We start from the raw sequence: 21,704 nt of genomic DNA on the forward strand, positions 1-21,704 counted from the left end.
CATGCTCGGATTGAACAAAAAAGACACCTCACTCTTTTTGATCGTTGTCGGCATGACAATGTTCGCTCCATTCATCCTGAACCCGTTTCCAGAAACCTCACAGCTTGCCCAGTTCAACGCCGGTTATCCGGATCTGATGCAGCGTTTTGTGATTTTCGGAATCTTCGCTATCGGCTTCAACTTGCTCTTCGGCCTAACCGGATACCTTTCCTTCGGCCATGCTGCATTCCTTGGGGTCGGCTCCTACGCTGGCGTTTGGATGATGAAGCTGCTGACTATGGACGTGATCCCTGCGATCTTTATGTCCATGGTGGTTGCAGGCCTGTTCTCCATTCTGGTGGGCTATGTTTCCCTGCGCCGTTCTGGCATCTACTTCTCCATTCTCACCCTTGCGTTTGCGCAGATGTCGTTCTCGCTGGCTTACTCGGTGCTCACCCCGATCACCAACGGTGAAACCGGCCTACAGCTGGCTCTCGATGACCCGCGTATCCTCGGCGTTTCTCAGGTAGATGGTTCCATCCCACCAGCGAGCATCTTTGGCATTGCAATGCGCGATAGCTGGGACCTTACTCTGGGTGGCTGGTCATTCACCTTCAACGCTGGTTACTACCTGTGCGCAGTGATCATGATCCTTGCGTTCTATGTGTCGGTTCGCATCTTCCGCTCACCTTTCGGCCTCATGCTTAAAGCGGTTAAGTCTAACCAGCAGCGCATGAACTACACCGGCCTTAACTCCAAGCCATACACCTTTGCAGCCTTTGTTATCTCAGGCATGTACGCAGGTCTTGCAGGTGGCTTGATGGTTGCCATGGACCCGTTGGCAGGCGCCGAGCGCATGCAGTGGACAGCAAGTGGTGAAGTGGTTCTGATGACCATTCTTGGCGGGGCCGGTACCTTGTTCGGACCAGTTCTGGGCGCTGGCTTTATCAAGTACTTCGAGAACATCTTCTCCAAGATCAACGATAACATCCTGTACCAGTGGTTCTCTGGTCTGCCGGAAAGTGTTGCAGATGCTCTTGTGTTCGTCATCCACCCGTTCATCGGTAAAGGCTGGCACCTCACCCTCGGCATCGTGTTCATGCTCGTAGTTATCTTCCTGCCGGGCGGCATTATGGAAGGTCTGCGCAGGATTTCCGCTTTCGTCAAAAAGCGCTTTTCAAGCAGCCCGTCTAGCAACGGCGCAGTGCCAAGCGCCAAGGCTGCAGAATAGGAGTACCCCATGGAAATTTTAAAAGTCGAAGGGGTAAACAAGAGCTTTGGCGGCCTTAAAGCCCTGAACGAGGTGAACCTTTCCATCGAAGAAGGCAATGTACACGCCATCATCGGCCCTAACGGGGCAGGTAAGTCCACCCTACTCAATTGCTTCGTGGGCAAACTAACACCCGATACCGGTTCCGTGACCTTCATGGGCAAGAACCTCATCGGCATCAAACCGCACGAGATCAATCAAGCTGGTGTGTCGCGCGTATTCCAGACACCGGAGATTTTTTCTGATCTTTCCATTCTGGATAACGTGATCATTCCGACACTTGCTTCCAACGACGGGTCATTCTCCTTCAACGCTTGGAACGGTGTTCAGAAGCGCGGCGAAATCCTTGATAAAGCCGAGAGTATTCTGGAAGACATCGGCCTTGCCGAGAAGAAAGATGTTTTGGCCGCTTCTCTTTCCCGCGGCGACAAACGTCGCCTGGAGCTTGCCATGTGTCTGGTTCAAGACCCGAAACTGGTGCTGCTGGATGAACCAACTGCGGGCATGTCCCGTGCGGATACCAACAACACCATTGACCTTCTAAAGCGAATTGGCGAACGCGGTATTACCAAGATCGTCATTGAACACGACATGCATGTGGTGTTCTCGCTGGCAAACAAGGTCAGCGTTCTGGCGCAAGGCACAGTGATCGCCGAAGGAAAGCCGGAGGACATTAAGGGCGACCCGCGGGTGCAGGAAGCTTATCTTGGAGGGGCGCACATATGACCTTGTTTGAAGACCAGTTCAAAGGACGCAAGGCTCCTGCTGTCCCGCCAGCCCGCGCCCAAGGTGGTGCCCATGCTTACTTTTCTGCATGGAACCTGCACGCTTACTACGGCGAGAGCTACATCGTTCAAGGTGTTTCCTTTGAAGTGCGCGAGGGTGAAATCCTCGCCCTTCTGGGCCGTAACGGCGCAGGCAAAACCTCAACCCTTCGTGCCATTGCCCGTGCAGATGATCCTGCACTGCGACGCGGTGAAATCTGGCTGGACCACCAACCCGTTCACGAGATGCAAAGCTATCAAGCAGCTCGCAGCGGCATTCAGCTGGTGCCGGAAGATCGCCGCATCATCCCCGGCCTGACCGTAGAAGAGAACCTTCAGCTGGCTCAAATTGCCGAGCCACATGGCTGGTCGCTGGATCGTATCTATGATCACTTCCCTCGCCTTGCCGAACGCGCCAAGCAGGAAGCGGTGACCATGTCCGGCGGCGAACAGCAGATGCTGGCCGTTGCCCGCGCTCTGGCCCGTGATGTGAAGCTGCTTCTGCTTGATGAGCCATACGAGGGCCTCGCCCCTGTTATCGTGCAGGAAATCGAGCGCATTCTCATCAACGTGAAGGAACTGGGCATCACCACCATTATCGTGGAACAGAATGCTGTTGCTGCACTGAACTTGGCAGATCGCGCTGTGATCCTCGACATGGGTGAGGTGGTGTTTGACGGCACCGCTCAGGAAGTGCTCGACAACGAAGAACTTCGTCAGAACTATCTGGCGATTTGACCAGCCTTAACCGGCTGGCACCCCTGAAAGAGCCCTCGCAGTTTTGCGGGGGCTTTTCTTTGTCTGCTGAAAATCAGAAATCAATAAAAACACTGATTCTTTTGGAGAATTCTTCTCTAGGAATCAGTAAACAAGGCTCAATAGATACAATTTTATTTAAATTTCAGAATTCGGAATTAGTTACTCAAATTACCATTTCAATCAATTATGGCAGAGATCTGCTAAAACATTACGTATAGCTACGTTGCCATATAACAATTATTCCAACGCACTTAATTAAAATGGAAATAAACTTTAGATAGCAGCCCTTTTTCATTTCAATTATCGATGCAACTATGCTTCTTATAGGCACCCAAGAAAAGAACAGAAAATTTCCTCGCTGCTCTCACCCTTAGAAGCCCCTATGCCCGCCCTCGCCCGTCTGCCAGCGCTCATAGCAACACTTCTGTGTTTTGCCCTTACGCCGTCTCTTGCCAAGTCAGCTCCTTGGTACAAAAGCGACCGTGAAGTGCTGCCTGAGTATCAGCTGCACAAAGAGCACAAAGAAGCGAAAGTGCTGTACGACATTGGAATGGCTTACATAGTCGCAAATAAAGTCGATCAGGATTTTGAGAGAGCGCAGTACTGGCTGACCTTGGCTGCTGAACAAGGCAGTATTCTTGCTATGTATCGATTAGGCCGAATACTTTCACTAATCGAACCTACTCCGGAGCGCACGAAAGAGGCCATCTACTGGTTTGAGATGGCAGCAGCGAAGGGGCATGAACTCTCCATGATGTCGCTCGCCAAGCTGCTTGAAAGAGGTGAATTGCTAGACCCTGACCCGGAAAAAGCACTCGACTACTATATGAGGGCGACGGATGTCGGCAACGCCAAGGCATACACGGAGGTTGGGCTCTACTTTATGCGCGGCGATGTGGTCGTTCAAGATTGCGAGGAAGCACGAAAATGGTTCGAGCTTGCGGGCAGGCTCGGCGATCCAAAGGGCTACGTCTATCTCGCGGTGCTCCAGTCACAGGGCTACGGCGGTGATCAAGACCAAAACAGCGCCAATCTGCATTTTGAGCAAGCAGCCCTCATGGGAGATGCCTACGCCCAGTCTATTTTGGGCATACGTTTGGTCTTGGGGTACGGCAATAAGAGCAAGCTTTTTAAAGGGCTTGTCTGGATGCGCGTTGCAATGCTGATGGGAGAAGACAACGCTACCCTATTTAGAGTAGCCTCCCGAGATCTTTCCGAAGACAATCTCGAACTCATTGAAGAGCGTGCCGTAGAGTGCTTGCTCTCAGATTTTAAAGCTTGCCCGATTATTGGCGGCAAACCGATGACTTCTGTTCCCGCAGGACAATAAGCAAACATCGATATACCTTGATAAACATTGGGAGCACCTTCCCAAGACATGTGATTGTCCGTATTTCTTCTTTCATAAAATACTGAAAAAGAAGAAAAAAGCATGATCTCTCCTATCCGTGGCCTCGTCGCCGCGCTGTGCCTTACAGTCCTACCTTTTACCGCGCATGCAAGCGAAGAAGTTGACCTCAGCGACATGAGCGTCGAGCAGCTTATTGAAGCTGGCAACGAAGGTAACGCTGAAGCGCAATACCTTGTTGGCGAAGCCTACTATTACGGCAATGACGTTGAAGAAAACGAGCCGGAAGCGATGAAGTGGTATCACAAGTCTGCCGAAAACGGCTTCGTGACCGCTCAGTATGACCTTGGACAGATTTACGCCAACGGCTGGGGTGCGGAAAAAGACCCGCAAAAAGCTGTCGAGTGGTATGGCAAAGCTGCTGCCCAAGACCATGAAGGCTCTATCGTCAACCTTGCAGACCTCTACTTCTATGGCCAAGACATCCCGATGGATGAGCAGAAAGCGTTTGACCTTTACACCCGCGCCATGGAAATGCAGAACACCGAAGCTTACAAGAAAATTGCCCGCTACCACGTTAGCAGCGACATCATTGCGCAGGACTTCGCAAAAGCGCAGCAGCTCTATCTTGAAGCTGGCGAACTGGGCGACGCGGAAGGTTATCAGTATGCAGCTGGCTTGATTGATGCAGGCCGAGGCAGTGAAGCAGACCCTGTAAAAGCTACCGCTCTTTACCGCAGCGCCGCTGAAATGGGTAACTCCGAGTCTCAGCGCCAGTTGGCTATGCGCTTTATTAAAGGCAAAGGCATTGAGCAGAACATCATGTCTGGTCTTGTTTGGCTTCAGGTTTCCATCGACAACGATGGTCCCGGCGGCCCTGCTTTTGATAAATACAGCGCTGATTTGAGTGAAGCAGATTTGGAGAAAGTATCCGAGCTTGCAATGCAGTGCTCCTTCTCCGAACTGACAGAATGCCCTTAATTCAAGGTCGTTCAGATAAAGAAAAACCCCGCTCGAAAGAGCGGGGTTTTTTGTTGTTCTATTTGATCTCGGTGCTTCGAGCGGCCTTACCCATTTCAATGGTCCAGCCGGTCTTTTCACGCATCCACTGGAAGATGGTGTAGAGCGTCGGGATCAAGAAGATACCAACGGTGAACGACACCACCATACCGGAGAGCACTGGCACGCCAACGGCGACCATTGCGCCCGCACCCGGACCTTTGGAAAGAACGAGCGGCACAAGACCTGCCGAGAACGCCAGCGATGTCATCATCACCGGACGGAAACGCAGACGCGCACCTTCAACCGCAGATTCAAAGATGCTCATGCCCTCGATACGCTTTTCGAGTGAGAACTCGTTCATCAAAATCGCGTTCTTACCTGCCAGCGCGATCAGGATAACCAGACCGATCTGGGCATAAAGGTCGAATGACAAACCAAAGAGCCACAAACTACCCAAGGCACCAGCAATGGAAGGAGCCACAGAAAGCAGAACCGGAATTGGCGTATTCCAACTTTCATAGAGCGCGACGAGGAAGAGGTAGGCAAACAGGAACGCAAGACCCAGCACAAGACCGGTTTGGCCTGCCGCCTCCTTCTGTTCCAATGCAATACCTGTCCATTCATAGGCGTAGCCCTCAGGAAGGTCTTTTGCAGAGACCTGCTCCATCGCATCCATCGCCTGCCCCATACCAACCCCCGGTGCCGGGTTGCCGTTAAAGCTCACAGCGCGGTAGTTATTATAGCGGGTGATGTTGTTGGCACCTTGTGAAAGGTCTGTTTGAACCACCGATGAAAGCTCGACCATCTCGCCTTTGTCGTTGCGAACGTTGACGCGGGAGATGTCTTCGATTTCAGAGCGGAAGTTCTGCTCTGCCTGCAGGCGAACCTGCCAAGAGCGGCCATAGAGGTTGAAGTCGTTGATGTAATAGCCACCCAGAATGGTCTGGAGCGCCTGATAAACATCAGCAACGTTCAAGCCCAAGACCTGCGCCTTGTCACGATCCAACACCACGGACACTTGCGGAGTGTTCGCGTTGAACGTGGTGAAGAAGCCAGCAACATCTTTGCTCTGCGAAGCGGAATACATCAATGAACGGGCGACTTGAGCCATATCGTTCGGGCTTTGGCCTTGCAGGCCTTCCATGATGTATTCAAAGCCACCAACAGAACCCATACCGTCAATAGCAGGCGGGTTAACCGGGAAGAAGGTTGCCTCGGTAAAGCCGGAGAGTTTAGGGAACATGCGGTTCACAAACGCGAACGATGACATGTCCGAGCTGGTGCGCTCCTCATAATCCTTCAGCTTCACAAAGATCACACCGGCGTTGGAAGCCGTACCACCGCCTGACAGGATGTCGAAACCAGCAATCAGCGTGGTGGAGTGAACCGCAGGGTCCTGACGGATGATGTCATCCGCCTCACGCATAATCGCATCAGTTCGGTTGAGCGAAGCACCCGGTGGCAGGTTGGCGATTACCAGCGCGTAGCCCTTATCTTCGTCCGGCACAAAGCCGTCTGGCGTAATGCTGACGAAGAAGTAGCTGAGCAGGAAGAAGCCAATCACCACAGGGATGGAGATAACCGACAAGTGCACAATGCGCTTGATGAAATTGGCGTAGGCATGACCCATCCCATCAATCGCACCTGACACCTTCGCCATGATGCCAGTCAGGTGTCCCTGCTTCATCAAGATCGCACAAAGGGCCGGAGACAGCGTCAACGCGTTAACGGCGGAGAGAACCATCGCTGCGGAAATGGAGATCGCAAATTCTCGGAAGAGCACACCGGACGAACCCGGAAGAAACGCCACCGGCACGAACACCGACAAAAGCACGAAGGTAATCGCCAGCACAGGCCCTGCGATTTCACCCACCGCTTTAGAGGTTGCCTGCGCGGGGGTTAAGTCAGGCTCCTCGTGCATAACGCGTTCAACGTTCTCCACCACGATAATGGCGTCATCCACCACGATCCCGATCGCCAGCACCAGTGCCAGCAGGGAGATGGTGTTCGCGGTAAAGCCGAGACCATTGGCTACGGCAATTGCGCCGATGATCGACACGGGAACGGCGATAAGCGGAATAAGCGTTGCCCTGAAGCGCCCAAGGAACACATAGACCACAATCGTCACCAGCACGAACGCTTCGATGAGCGTATGGATAACCTTGGAGATCATCTCGTTCACGAAGAGCGAGGTGTCAAAAATCGAGATGAACGTGAAGTCTTCAGGGAAGCGTTCCGAGAGTTCTCCAAGCCGCTTATTGACCGATTCAGCCACGGCCACAGCGTTTGCGCCCGGTGTGAGGTAGATACCCACGATAGCGCCGGGCTGCTGGTTATAGTCAGCAATCCAGTCATAGGACTCAGAGTCCAAGACAACACGGGCAACATCTTTCAAGCGGACAACGGAGCCATCCTGATTTGCTCGCAAAATGACGTTTTGGAACTCTTCAGGCGTATTCAAACGACCACGCGAGGTCACCGTTAGCTGGAGCTGCTGGTCATCGGATACGGGAGCTGCACCAATACGGCCCACCGCAGCCTGACGGTTTTGCGCTTGAATTGCTGTAATCACGTCCTGCGTTGTCAGGTTCAAAGCGCGGAGCTTGTCCGGATTGACCCAAATACGCATGGAGTAGTCACGCGCACCCAGAACCTGCGCATCACCAACACCTGGAAGACGCTTCAATTCGTCGATGATGTTGATGGTCACGTAGTTGGAAATGAACAAGCTGTCGTGGGTCTGCTCTGGCGAATAGAACGCAAAGACCTGCAGCATATCGCCCGCAGTTTTTGTGACGTTCACACCGAGCGAGCGCACTTCCTGCGGCAATCGCGATTCCACCGTGCTAACGCGGTTTTGCACGTTAACTGCAGCGATATCAGGATCGACGGTCAGGTCGAAGTACACAGTCAGCGTATAGCTACCATCACTGGAAGAAGCGGACTTCATGTAACGCATGCCGTCCACGCCGTTCACAGCCCCTTCAATAGGCTGTGCCACACTTTCTTCCACCGTCAACGCATCAGCACCGATAAACGTTGCGCGAACCTGCACGGTTGGAGGGGCGATTGTCGGGTATTGCGATACCGGAATGACCATCATGGAGATGACACCGATCACCGTAATCAGGATCGATATCACCAGTGCAAGGCGGGGCCTGCGTATGAAGACGTCATAAATCATGATTTATTGGCCCGCCAGTTTCGCGTTGACCTCAACACCCGGACGCACTTTCTGAATGCCGGAGGTGATAACCAGATCACCCTCTTTCAGACCATTTTGGACAATGACTTTGCCCTGCACCTGATCAGCTACAGAGATGCGGCGTTGCTCGACCTTGTCTTCATCGTTCACCAGAAGAACGTAAGGGCCGTCCTGATCGATCAAAAGTGCTGCCTGTGACACCACAAGAACAGGGGCTGTGTCGCGCTGCTCGGCGATTACATCCACCAACTGCTGATCGAACAGCAATCCGTCTGGGTTTGGAAACAGTGCATGTACCGTCACTGTGTCGGTACCGGGATTGGCAACGGCGTCGAAGTACTCGATTTTGCCTTCATGGTTGTAAATGCTGTCATCTGACAGGCGCAGGGTCAACTTTGCCATATCTTCGTTAGAAACACGAAGACGCTGCCCTTGCAGCATCAAGGCCTGCGGTACAGGGAACGCAACGCGCATAGGGTCAAGTTTGGTAACGGTTGCCAAAGTGCCGCTCTGGCTGGTCACATATGCACCATCCTTAAAGCGGGCGGTACCGACCTTGCCCTTCATAGGGGATTTGATTTCGGTATAGCTAAGGTCCAGCTCAGCAAGGCTTAAGTCCGCCTGCCGCAAATCGACATTTGCCTGCGCTTCTTGCTGGTTTGCCCTTGCCACATCAAGCTCGGAGACGGAAACCGTGTCACGCGCTACCAGCTTTTCTTTACGGTCAAAATCCAGCTTGGCCAGATCGAGCTGCGCTTTGGCGCTCTCCAGATTTGCTTTTCGCTGCTCTACAGCAAACTCGTAGGGCGCTTTTTGAATGACGAATAGCGTCTGGCCTTCCTCTACAATCTGGCCCTCTGAGAATTTGAGAGGGTCGAGAAATCCACCAACACGAGCGATTAACTCTACGCGAGCTACAGCCTCAGTTCGGCCTGCAAACACGCGCTGGTTCTCGATTTTTTCCTTGCGGACTTCTTCAACAATAACGCCCGGACGCGGCGCAGCTGCTTGAGCATTTTCAGCATCTTGCGCAAAGGAAATTTGGGGAGCGGCCATAACGACCGAACATGCCAATGAAAATTTTGCCAAATTTCCGACTACGGCACGCTTAACAAATGGTATACCCATCCAAGAGACGAGACTTTTATTATTCATTTTCTCACTCGCTGGCCAATTTGAGTAGCTTGGACAATTAAATTACTATCAGATTACTATAGGGAAGTAACTGTTTCATTGATGCCCGCGCACTTCGAGTTTTTATTGCGTTCGCCGTGGCAAGCAGAAATGCCCCCCGTCGCCCAATTCGACGCATGGAGGTAAAGGCATTTATGGAAGATATCTGTGACGCACATCATCGATTCCCCATTGCTGCCAACTTGTCGTAGGGGCCGCCTTGCAAAATCTTGAAAAGCGGCGCTCTTGCATAAAACGGTGTCCTGCAATTGCGGAGAATTTTCGCGTCAAGCTTGCCAAATGTTAGGCAAACACGCTTAAACTGCCTAAATATATCTAGTTTTCACCAGCCTATTAAAGGTCAGGGCCACCCGATGAAAGAGTTCCGCAACGGCATTAAGCGCTTATATTTTGGCCCATCGACACCAGCCCGCGTTTTCCGATTCGCTCTACTTGGCTTTGATTTGGTGACAATCAGTTACTTCATTATTTCAGCCACAGTTTGGACAGATATTCATCATTTTTGGCTCGATTACTCAATCGGCGCAGTCCTTACGCTAGACTATATTGCCCGCCTCTACATATCTCCGCGCCCGTTGCGAGCAATGACAGACGCCACTGCGATTGCCGACCTGATCGTCATTTTCTCGCTCTTTGCGGCGACCTTCCTCGACAATCTCGGCTTCTTGCGCGTTGTTCGTATGCTGCGTCTGCTGCGCTCCTACCATGTTCTTAAAGAGCTGCGAGGAATGTCCAGTTGGTTCCGTCGTAACGAAGAGATCATTCAATCCGCCACGAATTTGCTGGTGTTTATCTTCCTCATCACCGCTGTGGTGTTTGTGCTGGAAGAAGACATCAACCCCAAGATCAACAGCTACATGGATGCGCTGTACTTTACCGTGACGACCCTCACCACCACGGGGTTTGGCGACATCATCATGACCGACACGGTGGGTCGCTTCATCACGATTCTGATTATGATCTTCGGCGTGGCGCTTTTCTTGCGGCTGATCCAGACGATTTTCCGCCCGACCAAGGTCAAATATACGTGTCCGGACTGTGGCTTAAACAGGCATGACCTTGATGCTGTGCACTGCAAGCATTGCGGCCGGACCATTCATATTCCGACAGAAGGCGAGTGGCAGTAAGTCTTTTTAAACGCTACGTGAGGTATAACTGATTCACCGGAAAGCTCTGAGGCCAGAGCTGAAAGATACACCAAGAAGATCACCGGTAAATCGGGATTCCTGTGCAAGTCTTGGCTCTCCATTTTGTGAAGATACAAGGCTTGCCCTTTCCTCTTCTTTTTTCCGAAAATGCTGGAGTACTCGATCTCGCTTTGCCGCAATGGCGATGCGTGGGCGAAGCATTTTATTGACCAGACATTTATTATTGGAAGGCTAGCCTAGGGCTAAGACTAGCCAGAACAGGACACAAGCCTTGACGCGTAATACCAACCCCGATCGCACAGGCCCTCTTGCCGGATTAGTGGTTCTAGATCTTACCCGTATTTTGGCAGGCCCCACCTGTACTCAGATGCTTGGCGACCTTGGAGCGCAGGTCATCAAGATCGAACACCCTGAAAAAGGTGATGACACACGCGGCTGGGGCCCTCCGTTTCTGCAAGACAGTGATGGCAACGACACCAACGAAAGCGCCTACTATCTTTGCGCCAATCGCAACAAGCGCTCTGTCACCATCAACATAGCGGATGCTGAGGGCGTTGAGCTTGTAAAGCAGCTTGCATCGCGGGCAGACATTCTGGTCGAGAATTTCAAGCTGGGTGATCTTGAGCGGCGTGGCCTTGGCTATGAGGCGCTAAGCAGCTTAAACCCGCGCTTGATTTATTGTTCCATCACCGGCTTTGGGCAAACCGGCCCTTATGCGAAACGGGCTGGCTATGATTTTCTGGCCCAAGGCATGGGCGGGATCATGTCCCTAACCGGATTTCCCGACAATGAGGGCGGACACCCCACGAAGATCGGCGTAGGCATTACCGATGTCATGTGCGGCATGTATGCGGTTACGGCTATCCTCGCAGCGCTGAATGCCCGCAATAGCGGCGGCAAAGGTCAGTATATCGACATCGCTCTGCTAGACAGCCAAGTGGCGTGGCTAATCAACCAAGGCACGGCTTACCTGACTTCGGGCGAAGTGCCCCAGCGCATCGGCAACGGCCACCCCAACATCGTTCCCTATCAGACATTTCCGGCCAAGGATGGTGAATTTATTCTAGCCGTTGGCAACAACGAGCAGTTCCAGCGGTTTTGCGACGTTGCGGGCAATCCGGCCCTTGCCACCGACAAACGCTTCAAAACCAATGCCGATCGCGTGCGCAACAGAGAAGCGCTCATTCCTCTCATCAATGATCTAACCAGAGCGCGAAGCATCAATGACTGGATCAAGGCGCTGGAGAAAGTCGGCGTACCTTGCGGCCCAGTGAACGATCTGGCAGGCGTGTTTGCAAATCCGCAGGTTAAAGCGCGGGAAATGAAAATCACAATGCCCCATCCGACGTCTGCATCAGGCCATGTGGATCTGCTGGGCAATCCTATCCGCTTTAGCGAAACACCCGTGCAGTACCGCCGCCCGCCTCCGCTACTGGGAGAAGACACCTTTGAGGTTCTGCAGGATCAGCTCGGCCTTGGCACGGAGCGCTTACAAGAGCTTGCCGAAAAAGGGATTATCAAACTGGGAGACGACGACCAATGATGCGCGGAGCGGACCTTATTGCCAGAAAACTAGCAAAAGCCGGAGCCCGCTATGCCTTTGGCATTCCCGGCGGCGAAGTACTGGCTTTGATGGACGGGCTGGATAAAGCGGGACTGAGCTTTACCCTTTGCAAGCACGAGAACAGCGGCGGGTTTATGGCTGAAGGGGCTTGGCATGCAATGCGCCGCAAGGGGCAGGACGGCCCTGTAGTGCTGCTTGCAACTCTGGGCCCGGGTGTTGCCAATGCCGTCAACGTTGTTGCGAATGCCCTGCAAGATAAGGTGCCGCTCATTTTCCTAAGCGGCTGCGTGGATGGCAGCACAGCGCAAACCTATACTCATCAGGTTTTCGATCATCAGGCCCTGCTGAAACCCATAGTCAAAGCATCCCTTAAGGCAGAAAAAGGCGCCCTCAACGCTGTGATGGACAAAGCCATTGCGATTGCTATGGAGGGCGAGCCCGGTCCCGTTCACATTGACGTGCCGATCTCTGTTGCCGAGGGCAGCACGGAGGAGCCGCTTCGCTCTTGCGCCATTGGTACCCAATCCACATTTGTGCCCGCAGGACCGGCTCTCGAGAGCGCCCGCACCCTGCTCGCGGAAAGCCAGCGCCCCGTGGCTATTGCGGGAGTAGAAGCGGTCAACGGTGAGGCCGGCCAAGAGATAACCGAGTTCTGCCACAAGTTCGGCATTCCGCTCATCACCTCTTACAAGGGCAAGGGCCTTCTTGATGAGCGAGACCCGCTGTCTCTTGGCGGGGCTGGTCTCTCCCCGAGAGCCGACAGCATATTGCTGCCGCTTCTGGATGAAGCTGATCTGGTTTTGCTGCTTGGCTATGACCCTATTGAGATGCGTATAAACTGGCGCAACCCTTGGCCTGCCGATAAGCCGGTGATCGAGGTAACGCCGGTCCCACGCCACCACTCCATGCATTCGGTCACTCACCAGCTAATTGGCGATGTTGCGCTCACCATTGGTGCGCTCGGTGAAGGGATTGCAGCGCCTCAAGCGCCATGGCCGGAGCAGCAATTAGCGCAAATAAAGGAGCGGCTCGCTGACACCTTCGCGATTAAGGAAGAAAGTTGGGGGCCTGCCGCAATCGTTCATGGTTTGCGTGAGGCGATGCCACCAACTTGCGTTGTTACTGCCGATAGCGGCGCTCACAGGATTATGGCGAGCCAGATTTGGCAGTGTTATGAGCCGCGCACTTTCTTACAAAGCTCCGCTCTGTGCACCATGGCCTGTGCCCTTCCCCTCGGAGCGGGCTACAAAATGGTTGATCGGGATACACCGACCCTCGTTTTCGTTGGCGATGCGGGACTAGAAATGGGGCTGGGCGAGCTGGCAGTGCTTAGAGACAAAAAACTGCCTGTCATCATTTGCGTTTTCGTAGATACCAGCCTTGCGCTCATCCAGCTAAAGCAGCGGGCAAACCAGCTGGAAAATCTCGGCGTAGACTTTGAGGGGACGGACTTTGTTTCCATAGCGAATGCCTATGGCGGTCACGGTGTTTGGGTGGATGATGCGAAGTCGCTCGCCAAGGAAGCATCTGCGGCGCTGGATCGTGACACCTTCACGTTGCTTGCTTGCCGCATTCCACGCGGGGCGTATTCCGGCAGGCTGTAAGCCAATAAAAAGCGGCGCATCTCATTAGAAGAGTGCTCCGCTTGTCCTCCGCTTTCAGCAAGGCCTACATGTTGCCGGTGGCAAGTTCTGCAATACTGAGGAACACTTGATCAAGCTCCTGCCCTAGCTCCACTAGAGCGTCGCCACCCTCTTTCTCGTAGGGCTGAAAAACAAAGCTTGGCGTTTTCCATGAAAGCGTTGCGGTTCCGCTGGCGTTTTCCGTGACATAGAACCGGATAGGCGCTTCAATGCCAGCTGCAATGGAAGCTTCCAGCATGCGGCGGGCATAGTCATTGCGGAACACCCCAACGACCGCATTTCCCGGGATCTCCACGCCAGCGGCCTTGGCACCAGCAGAGGCGCTAGCCTGCGTAACCAGTCGCATATCAATCTGGGTGATGGCGTTCTTGAGATTCTTGAGCAGCTCGCCGTAGGTGAACTGGGTATCAATGCTGCGCCAGCCTTCACGATCAGCCATTGCGCCATCGGCCTGGGCAGGCGCGCTCATTGCCATGAGCAACATGGAAAGGCCAACTAGAGAACTACGTGCGATCATGGGTTTCGTGCCTCGTGCTAGAGTGCTTTTTGTTGCAGCTTAAGCGCGGAAGCCTAACGGGCCTTTCATTGCTGGCCCTCAGTTTTCTAGGCAAGCTTAAGTCTACGTTTAAGATGAATGGCGGCTGCCGATCCGGCATAGGCGAACACCATCCAGAGCCACCCATGAAGGGAGCCGGAGGTTACGCCGCCAAGATAAGCGCCAATGTTACAGCCATAGGAAAGGCGTGCGCCGTAGCCGAGCAAAAGGCCGCCAAGTATCGCTGTCATGATTTGCTGAGGTTCAATGCGAAAGGCCGGCGCAAATTTGCCCGCCAAACCAGCGGCAATAAAAGCCCCCGCAATAATGCCGAAATTCATCAAGGACGTGGAATGGGCAAAGACACTACGCTCTACCTCACCAGAACGGGCGCTCCAATACGGCCAGCTAAGAACATCAATACCAACTGCATGAAATAGCTTGGCACCCCAAAGCGCAAAGCCGGAGCTGATACCCCAAGGACGGCCAAGGTCAACAAAGGTGAGCAGGCAGACGAGCGCAATCATGCAAGCACCCAGCCTGTAGGACCAAGGCCCTTGCAGCGCTGAAATCGTAGCGCCACTCCATTCAACCACGCCATGTGCCCGCTTTTCGCGAAACACACTGAGCAGCGTAAGGCCAAGTAAGATAGCGCCAACAAGCGCTAGAGCTGGCCAAAGCCCAAAGGACTTGATGAACGACACAGGCGGCAACGAGGGAAGTGAGCGCCAAAACGGCATGTGCGCTGTAGCGATAACGGAGCCCAGCACAAAGAACGCCAGTACGATGACCATACGCACAGAGCCACCACCAACCGTGAACAGCGTGCCGGAAGCGCACCCACCGCCAAGCTGCATACCAACGCCAAACATGAAGGCGCCAAGCGCCGCCGAAACACCAAACGGTAAAATGTAGCCATAGACGGAAATGCCAAAAGCGTTGCCTTGGGCCAGCAATGGAAAACTAACCGCGCACACCAAAGCCAGCAGTAGAAACTGGGCACGCAGCCCCGCGCCGCGGTGTTCAACGACAGCTCGCCTCCAAGCTGCTGTAAACCCGAACCGCGCAAGGTAGAGCGAAAGCCCTGCCAGAACGCCAATCAGCACCGCAAAGGCATGGCGATGACTGCCGTATGTTAGCGCGGCGCCTACAAGGCCGAGTATGATGACCACCGAGGCCAGCAAGACCAAAGGCTGCGGGGATGTCCGCTCCCTCGCCTGCGTTGGAGGCAGCGATTCATGCCTTGTTGTTTCCATGCGCTGTTAGCCTCATCACTTCCTTTGATTGGCATGTACTTTAAAACCGACACTACAAATAAATATCAGCATTTAATGACGGATAACGCAGCATACTTAAGAGAGGTTATTGTCAAACACTGCAAACACCAACTGACTGGATGTGTATTTCTTTAAATTTCGATTGAGCTGTAACTTACATAAACCTTGAGATATAATGGGCAACCTGATCACTCAGGCGCTTTTTTCATTTTATTTATCTGTTCGCGCTACAACTTATTTCAAACAAAGCCATACACATCCAAAACACTTATTTGTGTTTTGCTTGTCATCTTGTCTTCCTGAAGTCTTTCAAAAGATGGCGTTAGCCCCTTGTTGGATTTCAAGCTTCGGATGTGTGGCCGAACAAAAAGAGAGGATCGCTTGATGCAGGTTGTAGATCAGTTCGGCTACGACGTGTCACTGTCGGACAAATCCCGGCTGGAAAGCTGGAATGCCTGCACAATGGCCTTTCTAGCGCATAGCGCAGAAACCCCCAAACACATGACAGGTGCGCTGAAGGGCGAGCCGGACTTTGCCATGGCCTACGCCACATTGGGCCTGTTCAACATGTTACTGGGTCGAAGAGAGCTTTGTTCGGTTGCGTTCAAAGCGCTGGAGAAGGCGCGCCAATCCCGCTTGATGGTGGGTGCTACGGCACGAGAGAGCGCCTATGTTGATGCGCTGGAGGCATGGGTTGATGGCTGGCCAAGTAAAGCCGCCGCCATATTGGAAGGTGCTGCAGTTAATGCTCCGCGTGATGCACTGCTCATCAAGCTCATTCATGCAATTCGCTTTGTGCTTGGGCAGCCGAAGCAAATGCGGGCCTCCCTTGAAGCTGTGCTTCCGCACTATGAGCCAACCGACAAAGCGTGGGGCTATATCAACGGCTGCTACGCCTTTGCGCTGGAAGAAACCGGCGAATACGCCCGTGCAGAAAAAATCGGCAGGGATGCCGTTAGCCATACGCCCGATGATGCGTGGGGCTTGCACGCTGTTGCCCATGTCTACGACATGACGGGACGCGCCGACCACGGCGTTCGCTGGCTGGATGAAAACCCGTCAAGCTGGGCTCATTGCAACAACTTCGGCTATCACGTTTGGTGGCATTTAGCGCTTATGCATCTGGACAACGGCAATATTGACCGCGTGTTGATGCTCTACGACGAGCGCATTCGCAAAGATAAAACAGACGATTACCGCGACATTTCCAACGCCGCCTCCCTTCTCGTTCGTCTGGAAATCGAAGGTGCTTCCGTCGGAAACCGCTGGGAAGAGCTTGCGGACCTGAGTGAGCACCGCGTGGCCGATGCCTGCAATGTGTTTGCAGATCTCCATTACTTCCTCGCGCTTTGTGGTGACGACAGAACCCGCGCAATGGATATGATGATGAACCGCATGAGGGACAGCGCCAACGTTGCCTCTGACGAGCCTGCCGTTATCACCCGTGATACCGGCCTTGCCACGGCGCAAGGGCTAGCAGCTTACAGAGACGGCAAGTACTTTTCAGCGTTTCATGCACTCAATCAGGCTCGCCCGCATTTGATTGAGGTGGGTGGAAGCCACGCCCAGCGCGATGTTTTTGAGCGCCTAACCATTGAAGCGGCCTTACGGGCCGGTCTTTCAACCGAAGCCAAGCGCCTGCTTGACCAGCGCCTAGCACTTAGAAGCGCACCAGATGCCTTTAGTGAAAGCCGCCTGCCTTTGGCTGAACGTATGTCCAGCGCATCACAAGTTATGCAAGATGAAAGTTTGAGGGCGCGGTGGGGTTAGCCTCCTCCGCACTCCTGATATTTTCTTTAGATTTTTTATGACGTTTTGAAAAAGCCAGAGCCCGTGAACCAGCACCCGACCAATACGCAGAGCGCCGCACAGATAAGCGCCCCCAGAGACCCGCGTCTTGATTTCTTTCGCGGTATAGCGATGTTCATCATCTTCATTGCCCATACACCCGGCAATACATGGACGCTTTGGATCCCTGCTCGTTTCGGTTTTTCTGATGCAACAGAGATATTCGTTTTCTGCTCAGGCATGGCCTCGGCCATCGCTTTTGGCAAAGCGTTCCAGCAGCGGGGCTGGTGGATGGGAACTGCACGCGTTTCCTACCGCGTCTGGCAGGTTTACTGGGCGCATATCGGCCTTTTCATAGCGCTGGCCGGATTGTTGGCGCTGGTACAGATCAACGGGCTTGTCATTAACGACTACATTGGCAAACTTAATCTCTGGGTCTTCTATGAGGACCCATTGTTCAACATCCCCGGCCTGCTAACCCTTACCTATGTGCCCAACTACTTCGACATTTTACCGATGTATTTGGTTATCCTCGCCCTGATGCCAATGGTGATGCTTGCGCACCGCTTCAGCGGACGCATAGGCGTTTTCATCGGCGTTGTTGCGCTATGGCTTGTGGCGAACCTTGGTTATCTTGGCCTACCAGCCGAACCGTGGTCAGATCGTGTATGGTTCTTTAATCCGTTTGGCTGGCAGCTTCTCTTCTTTACCGGCTTTGCGTGGATGCTGGGGTGGATCCCCGCCCCACCCGTCAAGCGATGGCTTGTTGTGTTGTGCGTTGCCGGGCTTCTTGTAACCATCCCGTTCGCTTACTTCCGCATTCTGCGCGAAGTACCAGAGCTCGCCCAGATTAACGCCCAGCTTCAGCCACTAACGGGCAAAACAGAGTTTGGCCTGCTGCGTTACATTCACTTTCTCGCGTTTGCCTATGTGAGCTGGGTCGCCGTTGGGGCTGGCGGCAAGTATCTCATTGCCAACAACCTTTGGGGCAAGTTTGTAAAGGTGGTTCAAAAGGTCGGCCAGCAGTCCCTTGCTGTGTTTTTGGCAAGCCTGTTTCTGGCTCAGCTTATCGCGATGATACGCGATGAGTTTTTCAATCGGGACCTTCCTATGCAGGTGGCGAGTAACCTTGTTGGCTTTGCCGGACTGATCGCCGTCGCCTACACCGTTGCTTGGTACAAGGCACAGCCGTGGCGCAAGCACAAAACCAAGCCTGACACCACGCCATAAAGGCCGGAGCGCACCACCGTTAGCGCGCTCCCAAGGTGGCGGCATTTGCCTCAACCACTTCCAACTGTCTGAGCTCTTCCGGCTCGCTGATTTCCTCTGGCACATCCCACAGGCGAAGACGAACAGCCAGCTGCCCCGCTTTGATGCGGCTTGTCAGTACCGCAAAGGGCACCACCAGTAGAGGGCCAATCAGCACAGGAGCTGCAAGCGCCATAACAAGGCCGCTTTGGTCGCTAACCCAGACAAGACCCGCGATGCCGAACAAGAGCTGGGGCCAGAACTTGGATAGCGCTTCACTCCAGCTAATTTCTGTTACATCGCGAGATTGCCCCCGCCAGCTACACTTCTTGCCCATGAACAACAGCGCCATAAATACACTATGGGCTATCGCCATAAGCGGTGAAAGCATGATGGAGAAGAAGAGAAAGCCAACAGCGCCCAGCGAGAACAAACCGGTTCCGCCATATACAGCCGCCCTTGCACGGGAAAGCCCAATGTAGAACATGGATGACAGAACTGGGGCGAACACCATCGTCATGATCGTTGCAAGCATCACGATACCAAGTTGACCATCATAGGTGATCGGGTTCTCTGCAAATGCGTAGGGACCAAGAGCGCCGATAAACAGGAATAGCAACCAAGCGGGCGAGCTAACGAACATCAACACCGCAAGGAACAGCTGAATAAGGCTGATGGGTTTAAGGCCCTTGATGCCGAACAGGCGCAGGTACTGCATATTGCCGTGGCACCAACGCAAATCCCTATCAATGAAGCCGAGAAGGTTCGGCGGGTTCTCTTCGTAACTACCACCTTCCTGCGGCCATACACGAACCTCGTACCCGCCCTTGGCCATGAGTGCAGCTTCTACCTGATCATGGCTAAGGATAGGGCCAGAGAGTGGACCTTTACCCTTCAACACTGGCAACATGCAGTGCTGAGTGAAGGCCTTTGTGCGCAGAATCGCATTGTGGCCCCAGTAGGGACCAAAGCCGCCCTGCCACCATGCAGCGCCCAGCGTGTAAGAGCGCATACCAAGGCGCATACCCCACTGGAATACTCGGGCGAAGAAGCTCTTGGAAGGAAGTCCAACAGCCAAGGTCTGCAAGATACCAAGGTTTGGATTGGCAACCATTCGGCTCACCAAGCCTTTAAGAACGTGGGCAGCCATATAGCTGTCTGCATCCAGCGTGATGAAGAACTCGTGCCGCTCACCATAGGTGCGGCAGTAGTCGGCTATATTGCCAGCTTTATATCCGGTATTTTGTGCGCGGCGGCGGTAAACCACTGGAATGCGGGTACCCCATCGCTGCTGCAGTTGGGCGGCAAGCGCTTCTTCTTGCGCGCCGACATCTTCCTCATCCGTATCGCTAAGAATGTAGAGCGCAAACACCTGCAAGGCATTGGCCTTTGCAAGATCCTCCAGCATCGCTTCCAGCTTTTGCCCAACGGCCGTCACATCCTCATTGCGAATGCACGAAAGCAGCGCGGTGCTGCGTTCTGGCAGAGCCACATCGGGGTCAAGCGTTTCTAGCTGGCAGACGTGATCCTCCGGTTTGGCATGGCGAAACATCAAGCTCATACCAATAACCGAATGCCAAAAGCCGATAACCAACCAAGGCAGAGTGATCAGAAATGCCGTGAGCATCAAAATACGCGGCACGGAGAAAGACTGCGTCACCACCGTATTCGTCATAGCCACAAACAGCGTCAGAATGGTTGCCACCACCAGAGTGCCAAAAACCAAGCGCCGCCCAGCGATACCGCGAAAGCGTTTTTTGATCGTCGAAGCCTCTGAGAACGTCTCGTCAAAGTCTAGTTGTTGATTGCCGTAGAGAACCTTTGTCTTCGCAACGGCTCTTGAAACCAGCGAAGACCGCTTTCTGCTTGTACGCGCCATTTTTATCCTTGTTATTTTTCTGGTTTGTCGCCGTACCAAGGGTCAGCCTAAGATAACTCTATAAATTTTACTTTTACAGAGTGGTCTCAGTGAGGAGTTTTTGTGCGAAAGATGGCAGAAAGAAGCCGCAGGCAAGCAAAAGCACTCTGGTATACTGGCCCGCAAACTATAGAGATTGTTGAAGAAGTTCTTCCGCAGCAGTCGCTTAACCTTGTTGAGCTAAAGACTATTGCAAGCGGTATTAGCCGCGGAACTGAAGCACTTGTTTCAAACGGGCTGATCCCACAAAGCCAGTTTGCGCAGATGAGAGCGCCGCATCAGGCAGGCGATTTCCCTTTTCCGGTCAAATATGGCTATGCGCTGGTTGCCCAGCGACAGGGCGGTAAGGGCGGTCACGTCTTTGCCCTTCACCCGCACCAAGACTTTGTAGCTTTGGCGGAGGACGAGATTACCGATATCCCTGAGAGTATTCCGCCGACACGGGCAGTTCTTGCGGCCAATATGGAAACGGCCCTCAACGCCGTGTGGGATGGAGCGCCTCTTGCAGCAACCTCCATTGCGGTTATTGGCGCTGGTAGCGTTGGCTGTTTGATCGCCTACCTTTGCAGCCAAGTAGCGGGCACTACTGTGACCTTGGTTGACCCCCTCACATCGCGCCGTCACATAGCCGAGACATTTGGCTGCTCTTATAGCGCTTCCACAAAAGGGCTGGGCGAGCAGGATCTGGTTTTCCATTGCAGTGCCACGCAGGCGGGCTTGGCAGATGCGCTTTCTCTCTGCCGTTTTGAGGGCACAGTTATGGAGTGCTCGTGGTTTGGCGCGAAAGCTCCCAGCGTGCCGCTTGGCGAAACGTTTCACAGCAAGCGCCTACGTCTAGTCTCATCGCAGGTTGGGGCTGTTGCACCAGCAATGCGGGCCAGCACAACGCACCGCCAGCGCCTGCAAAAAGCGATCGCCCTTCTTGATGATCCGCGGCTGGATGTTCTGCTGGGGCCACCCATTCCATTTATGGAGGCTCCGCAAAAGCTTCCGTCGATTTTTAAGGATGTTCAAAGCTCACCATTCCAGTGTCTTGTCTATCCCTGACGAGACCATAACGAG

General features: G+C 53.5%; 16 protein-coding genes. 11 read left to right on the forward strand and 5 right to left on the reverse strand.

Features of this window, described 5'->3' with window-relative positions:
• The first annotated feature begins 1 nt into the window (after position 1).
• The 5 genes from E1162_RS10570 (at position 2) to E1162_RS10590 (ending at position 5,101) form a co-directional block, all read left to right on the forward strand.
• Positions 2–1,210 (forward strand): branched-chain amino acid ABC transporter permease, encoded by a 1,209-nt coding sequence (locus E1162_RS10570; RefSeq protein ID WP_155130494.1) that lies wholly within the window; start codon positions 2–4, stop codon positions 1,208–1,210.
• 9 nt (positions 1,211–1,219) lie between these two features.
• The gene (locus E1162_RS10575; RefSeq protein ID WP_155130496.1) at positions 1,220–1,975 is read left to right on the forward strand and encodes an ABC transporter ATP-binding protein; all 756 of its coding nucleotides are present in this window, start codon (positions 1,220–1,222) and stop codon (positions 1,973–1,975) included.
• Positions 1,972–2,751, forward strand: coding sequence for an ABC transporter ATP-binding protein (locus E1162_RS10580; RefSeq protein ID WP_155130498.1), 780 nt, complete (start codon positions 1,972–1,974; stop codon positions 2,749–2,751). Before E1162_RS10575 ends, E1162_RS10580 begins: the two co-directional genes overlap by 4 nt.
• A 403-nt stretch (positions 2,752–3,154) precedes the next feature.
• Positions 3,155–4,102 (forward strand): tetratricopeptide repeat protein, encoded by a 948-nt coding sequence (locus E1162_RS10585; protein ID WP_155130500.1) that lies wholly within the window; start codon positions 3,155–3,157, stop codon positions 4,100–4,102.
• 102 nt (positions 4,103–4,204) lie between these two features.
• The gene (locus tag E1162_RS10590) at positions 4,205–5,101 is read left to right on the forward strand and encodes a tetratricopeptide repeat protein (protein WP_155130502.1); all 897 of its coding nucleotides are present in this window, start codon (positions 4,205–4,207) and stop codon (positions 5,099–5,101) included.
• 58 nt (positions 5,102–5,159) lie between these two features.
• Here E1162_RS10590 and E1162_RS10595 read toward each other — a convergent pair whose 3' ends face one another.
• Positions 5,160–8,306, reverse strand: a complete 3,147-nt coding sequence (locus E1162_RS10595; RefSeq protein ID WP_155130504.1) for an efflux RND transporter permease subunit — start codon at positions 8,304–8,306, stop codon at positions 5,160–5,162.
• Between the two features lie 3 nt (positions 8,307–8,309).
• Positions 8,310–9,383 (reverse strand): efflux RND transporter periplasmic adaptor subunit, encoded by a 1,074-nt coding sequence (locus tag E1162_RS10600; protein WP_155130506.1) that lies wholly within the window; start codon positions 9,381–9,383, stop codon positions 8,310–8,312.
• Between the two features lie 491 nt (positions 9,384–9,874).
• On the opposite strand from E1162_RS10600, the gene E1162_RS10605 reads away from it, so the two are divergent.
• From E1162_RS10605 to E1162_RS10615, 3 genes are all read left to right on the forward strand, one after another.
• Positions 9,875–10,648 carry a potassium channel family protein gene (locus tag E1162_RS10605; RefSeq protein WP_155130508.1) on the forward strand — a complete coding sequence of 258 codons (774 nt, stop codon included), beginning with the start codon at positions 9,875–9,877 and terminating at the stop codon, positions 10,646–10,648.
• 292 nt (positions 10,649–10,940) lie between these two features.
• The gene (locus E1162_RS10610) at positions 10,941–12,212 is read left to right on the forward strand and encodes a CaiB/BaiF CoA transferase family protein (protein WP_155130510.1); all 1,272 of its coding nucleotides are present in this window, start codon (positions 10,941–10,943) and stop codon (positions 12,210–12,212) included.
• On the forward strand, positions 12,212–13,837 hold the full coding sequence (locus E1162_RS10615) for a thiamine pyrophosphate-binding protein (RefSeq protein ID WP_155130943.1): 1,626 nt from the start codon (positions 12,212–12,214) through the stop codon (positions 13,835–13,837). Before E1162_RS10610 ends, E1162_RS10615 begins: the two co-directional genes overlap by 1 nt.
• A gap of 64 nt (positions 13,838–13,901) precedes the next feature.
• Here E1162_RS10615 and E1162_RS10620 read toward each other — a convergent pair whose 3' ends face one another.
• Both E1162_RS10620 and E1162_RS10625 read right to left on the reverse strand, forming a co-directional pair.
• On the reverse strand, positions 13,902–14,393 hold the full coding sequence (locus E1162_RS10620; RefSeq protein ID WP_257098908.1) for a DUF302 domain-containing protein: 492 nt from the start codon (positions 14,391–14,393) through the stop codon (positions 13,902–13,904).
• An 86-nt stretch (positions 14,394–14,479) separates the two neighbouring features.
• Entirely contained in the window at positions 14,480–15,667 is a 1,188-nt protein-coding gene (locus E1162_RS10625; protein WP_155130512.1) for a YeeE/YedE family protein, read from the reverse strand.
• A 405-nt stretch (positions 15,668–16,072) separates the two neighbouring features.
• Here E1162_RS10625 and E1162_RS10630 point away from each other — a divergent pair, with 405 nt between their 5' ends.
• Together E1162_RS10630 and E1162_RS10635 are read left to right on the forward strand one after the other, a co-directional pair.
• Entirely contained in the window at positions 16,073–17,458 is a 1,386-nt protein-coding gene (locus E1162_RS10630; RefSeq protein ID WP_155130514.1) for a tetratricopeptide repeat protein, read from the forward strand.
• A 63-nt stretch (positions 17,459–17,521) separates the two neighbouring features.
• Positions 17,522–18,706, forward strand: coding sequence for an OpgC family protein (locus E1162_RS10635; protein ID WP_371311899.1), 1,185 nt, complete (start codon positions 17,522–17,524; stop codon positions 18,704–18,706).
• A gap of 19 nt (positions 18,707–18,725) precedes the next feature.
• On the opposite strand, the gene mdoH is transcribed toward E1162_RS10635, so the two are convergent.
• Positions 18,726–20,603 (reverse strand): glucans biosynthesis glucosyltransferase MdoH, encoded by a 1,878-nt coding sequence (mdoH, locus tag E1162_RS10640; protein ID WP_155130515.1) that lies wholly within the window; start codon positions 20,601–20,603, stop codon positions 18,726–18,728.
• 111 nt (positions 20,604–20,714) lie between these two features.
• Between mdoH and E1162_RS10645 the strand changes: the two genes are divergently transcribed.
• Entirely contained in the window at positions 20,715–21,689 is a 975-nt protein-coding gene (locus E1162_RS10645; RefSeq protein WP_155130517.1) for a zinc-dependent alcohol dehydrogenase, read from the forward strand.
• Positions 21,690–21,704: the final 15 nt, after the last annotated feature.

The sequence above is a fragment of the Pseudovibrio flavus genome (genome assembly GCF_009711345.1).
GTDB lineage: Bacteria > Pseudomonadota > Alphaproteobacteria > Rhizobiales > Stappiaceae > Pseudovibrio > Pseudovibrio flavus.

Excerpts from the sequence above, each read along its gene's own strand:
- E1162_RS10570 (WP_155130494.1), top strand. The coding sequence starts at position 2 with ATGCTCGGATTGAACAAAAAAGACACCTCACTCTTTTTGATCGTTGTC.
- E1162_RS10575 (WP_155130496.1), top strand. The coding sequence starts at position 1,220 with ATGGAAATTTTAAAAGTCGAAGGGGTAAACAAGAGCTTTGGCGGCCTT.
- E1162_RS10580 (WP_155130498.1), top strand. The coding sequence starts at position 1,972 with ATGACCTTGTTTGAAGACCAGTTCAAAGGACGCAAGGCTCCTGCTGTC.
- E1162_RS10585 (WP_155130500.1), top strand. The coding sequence starts at position 3,155 with ATGCCCGCCCTCGCCCGTCTGCCAGCGCTCATAGCAACACTTCTGTGT.
- E1162_RS10590 (WP_155130502.1), top strand. The coding sequence starts at position 4,205 with ATGATCTCTCCTATCCGTGGCCTCGTCGCCGCGCTGTGCCTTACAGTC.
- E1162_RS10595 (WP_155130504.1), bottom strand. The coding sequence starts at position 8,306 with ATGATTTATGACGTCTTCATACGCAGGCCCCGCCTTGCACTGGTGATA.
- E1162_RS10600 (WP_155130506.1), bottom strand. The coding sequence starts at position 9,383 with ATGGCCGCTCCCCAAATTTCCTTTGCGCAAGATGCTGAAAATGCTCAA.
- E1162_RS10605 (WP_155130508.1), top strand. The coding sequence starts at position 9,875 with ATGAAAGAGTTCCGCAACGGCATTAAGCGCTTATATTTTGGCCCATCG.
- E1162_RS10615 (WP_155130943.1), top strand. The coding sequence starts at position 12,212 with ATGCGCGGAGCGGACCTTATTGCCAGAAAACTAGCAAAAGCCGGAGCC.
- E1162_RS10620 (WP_257098908.1), bottom strand. The coding sequence starts at position 14,393 with ATGATCGCACGTAGTTCTCTAGTTGGCCTTTCCATGTTGCTCATGGCA.
- E1162_RS10625 (WP_155130512.1), bottom strand. The coding sequence starts at position 15,667 with ATGGAAACAACAAGGCATGAATCGCTGCCTCCAACGCAGGCGAGGGAG.
- E1162_RS10630 (WP_155130514.1), top strand. The coding sequence starts at position 16,073 with ATGCAGGTTGTAGATCAGTTCGGCTACGACGTGTCACTGTCGGACAAA.
- mdoH (WP_155130515.1), bottom strand. The coding sequence starts at position 20,603 with ATGGCGCGTACAAGCAGAAAGCGGTCTTCGCTGGTTTCAAGAGCCGTT.
- E1162_RS10645 (WP_155130517.1), top strand. The coding sequence starts at position 20,715 with ATGGCAGAAAGAAGCCGCAGGCAAGCAAAAGCACTCTGGTATACTGGC.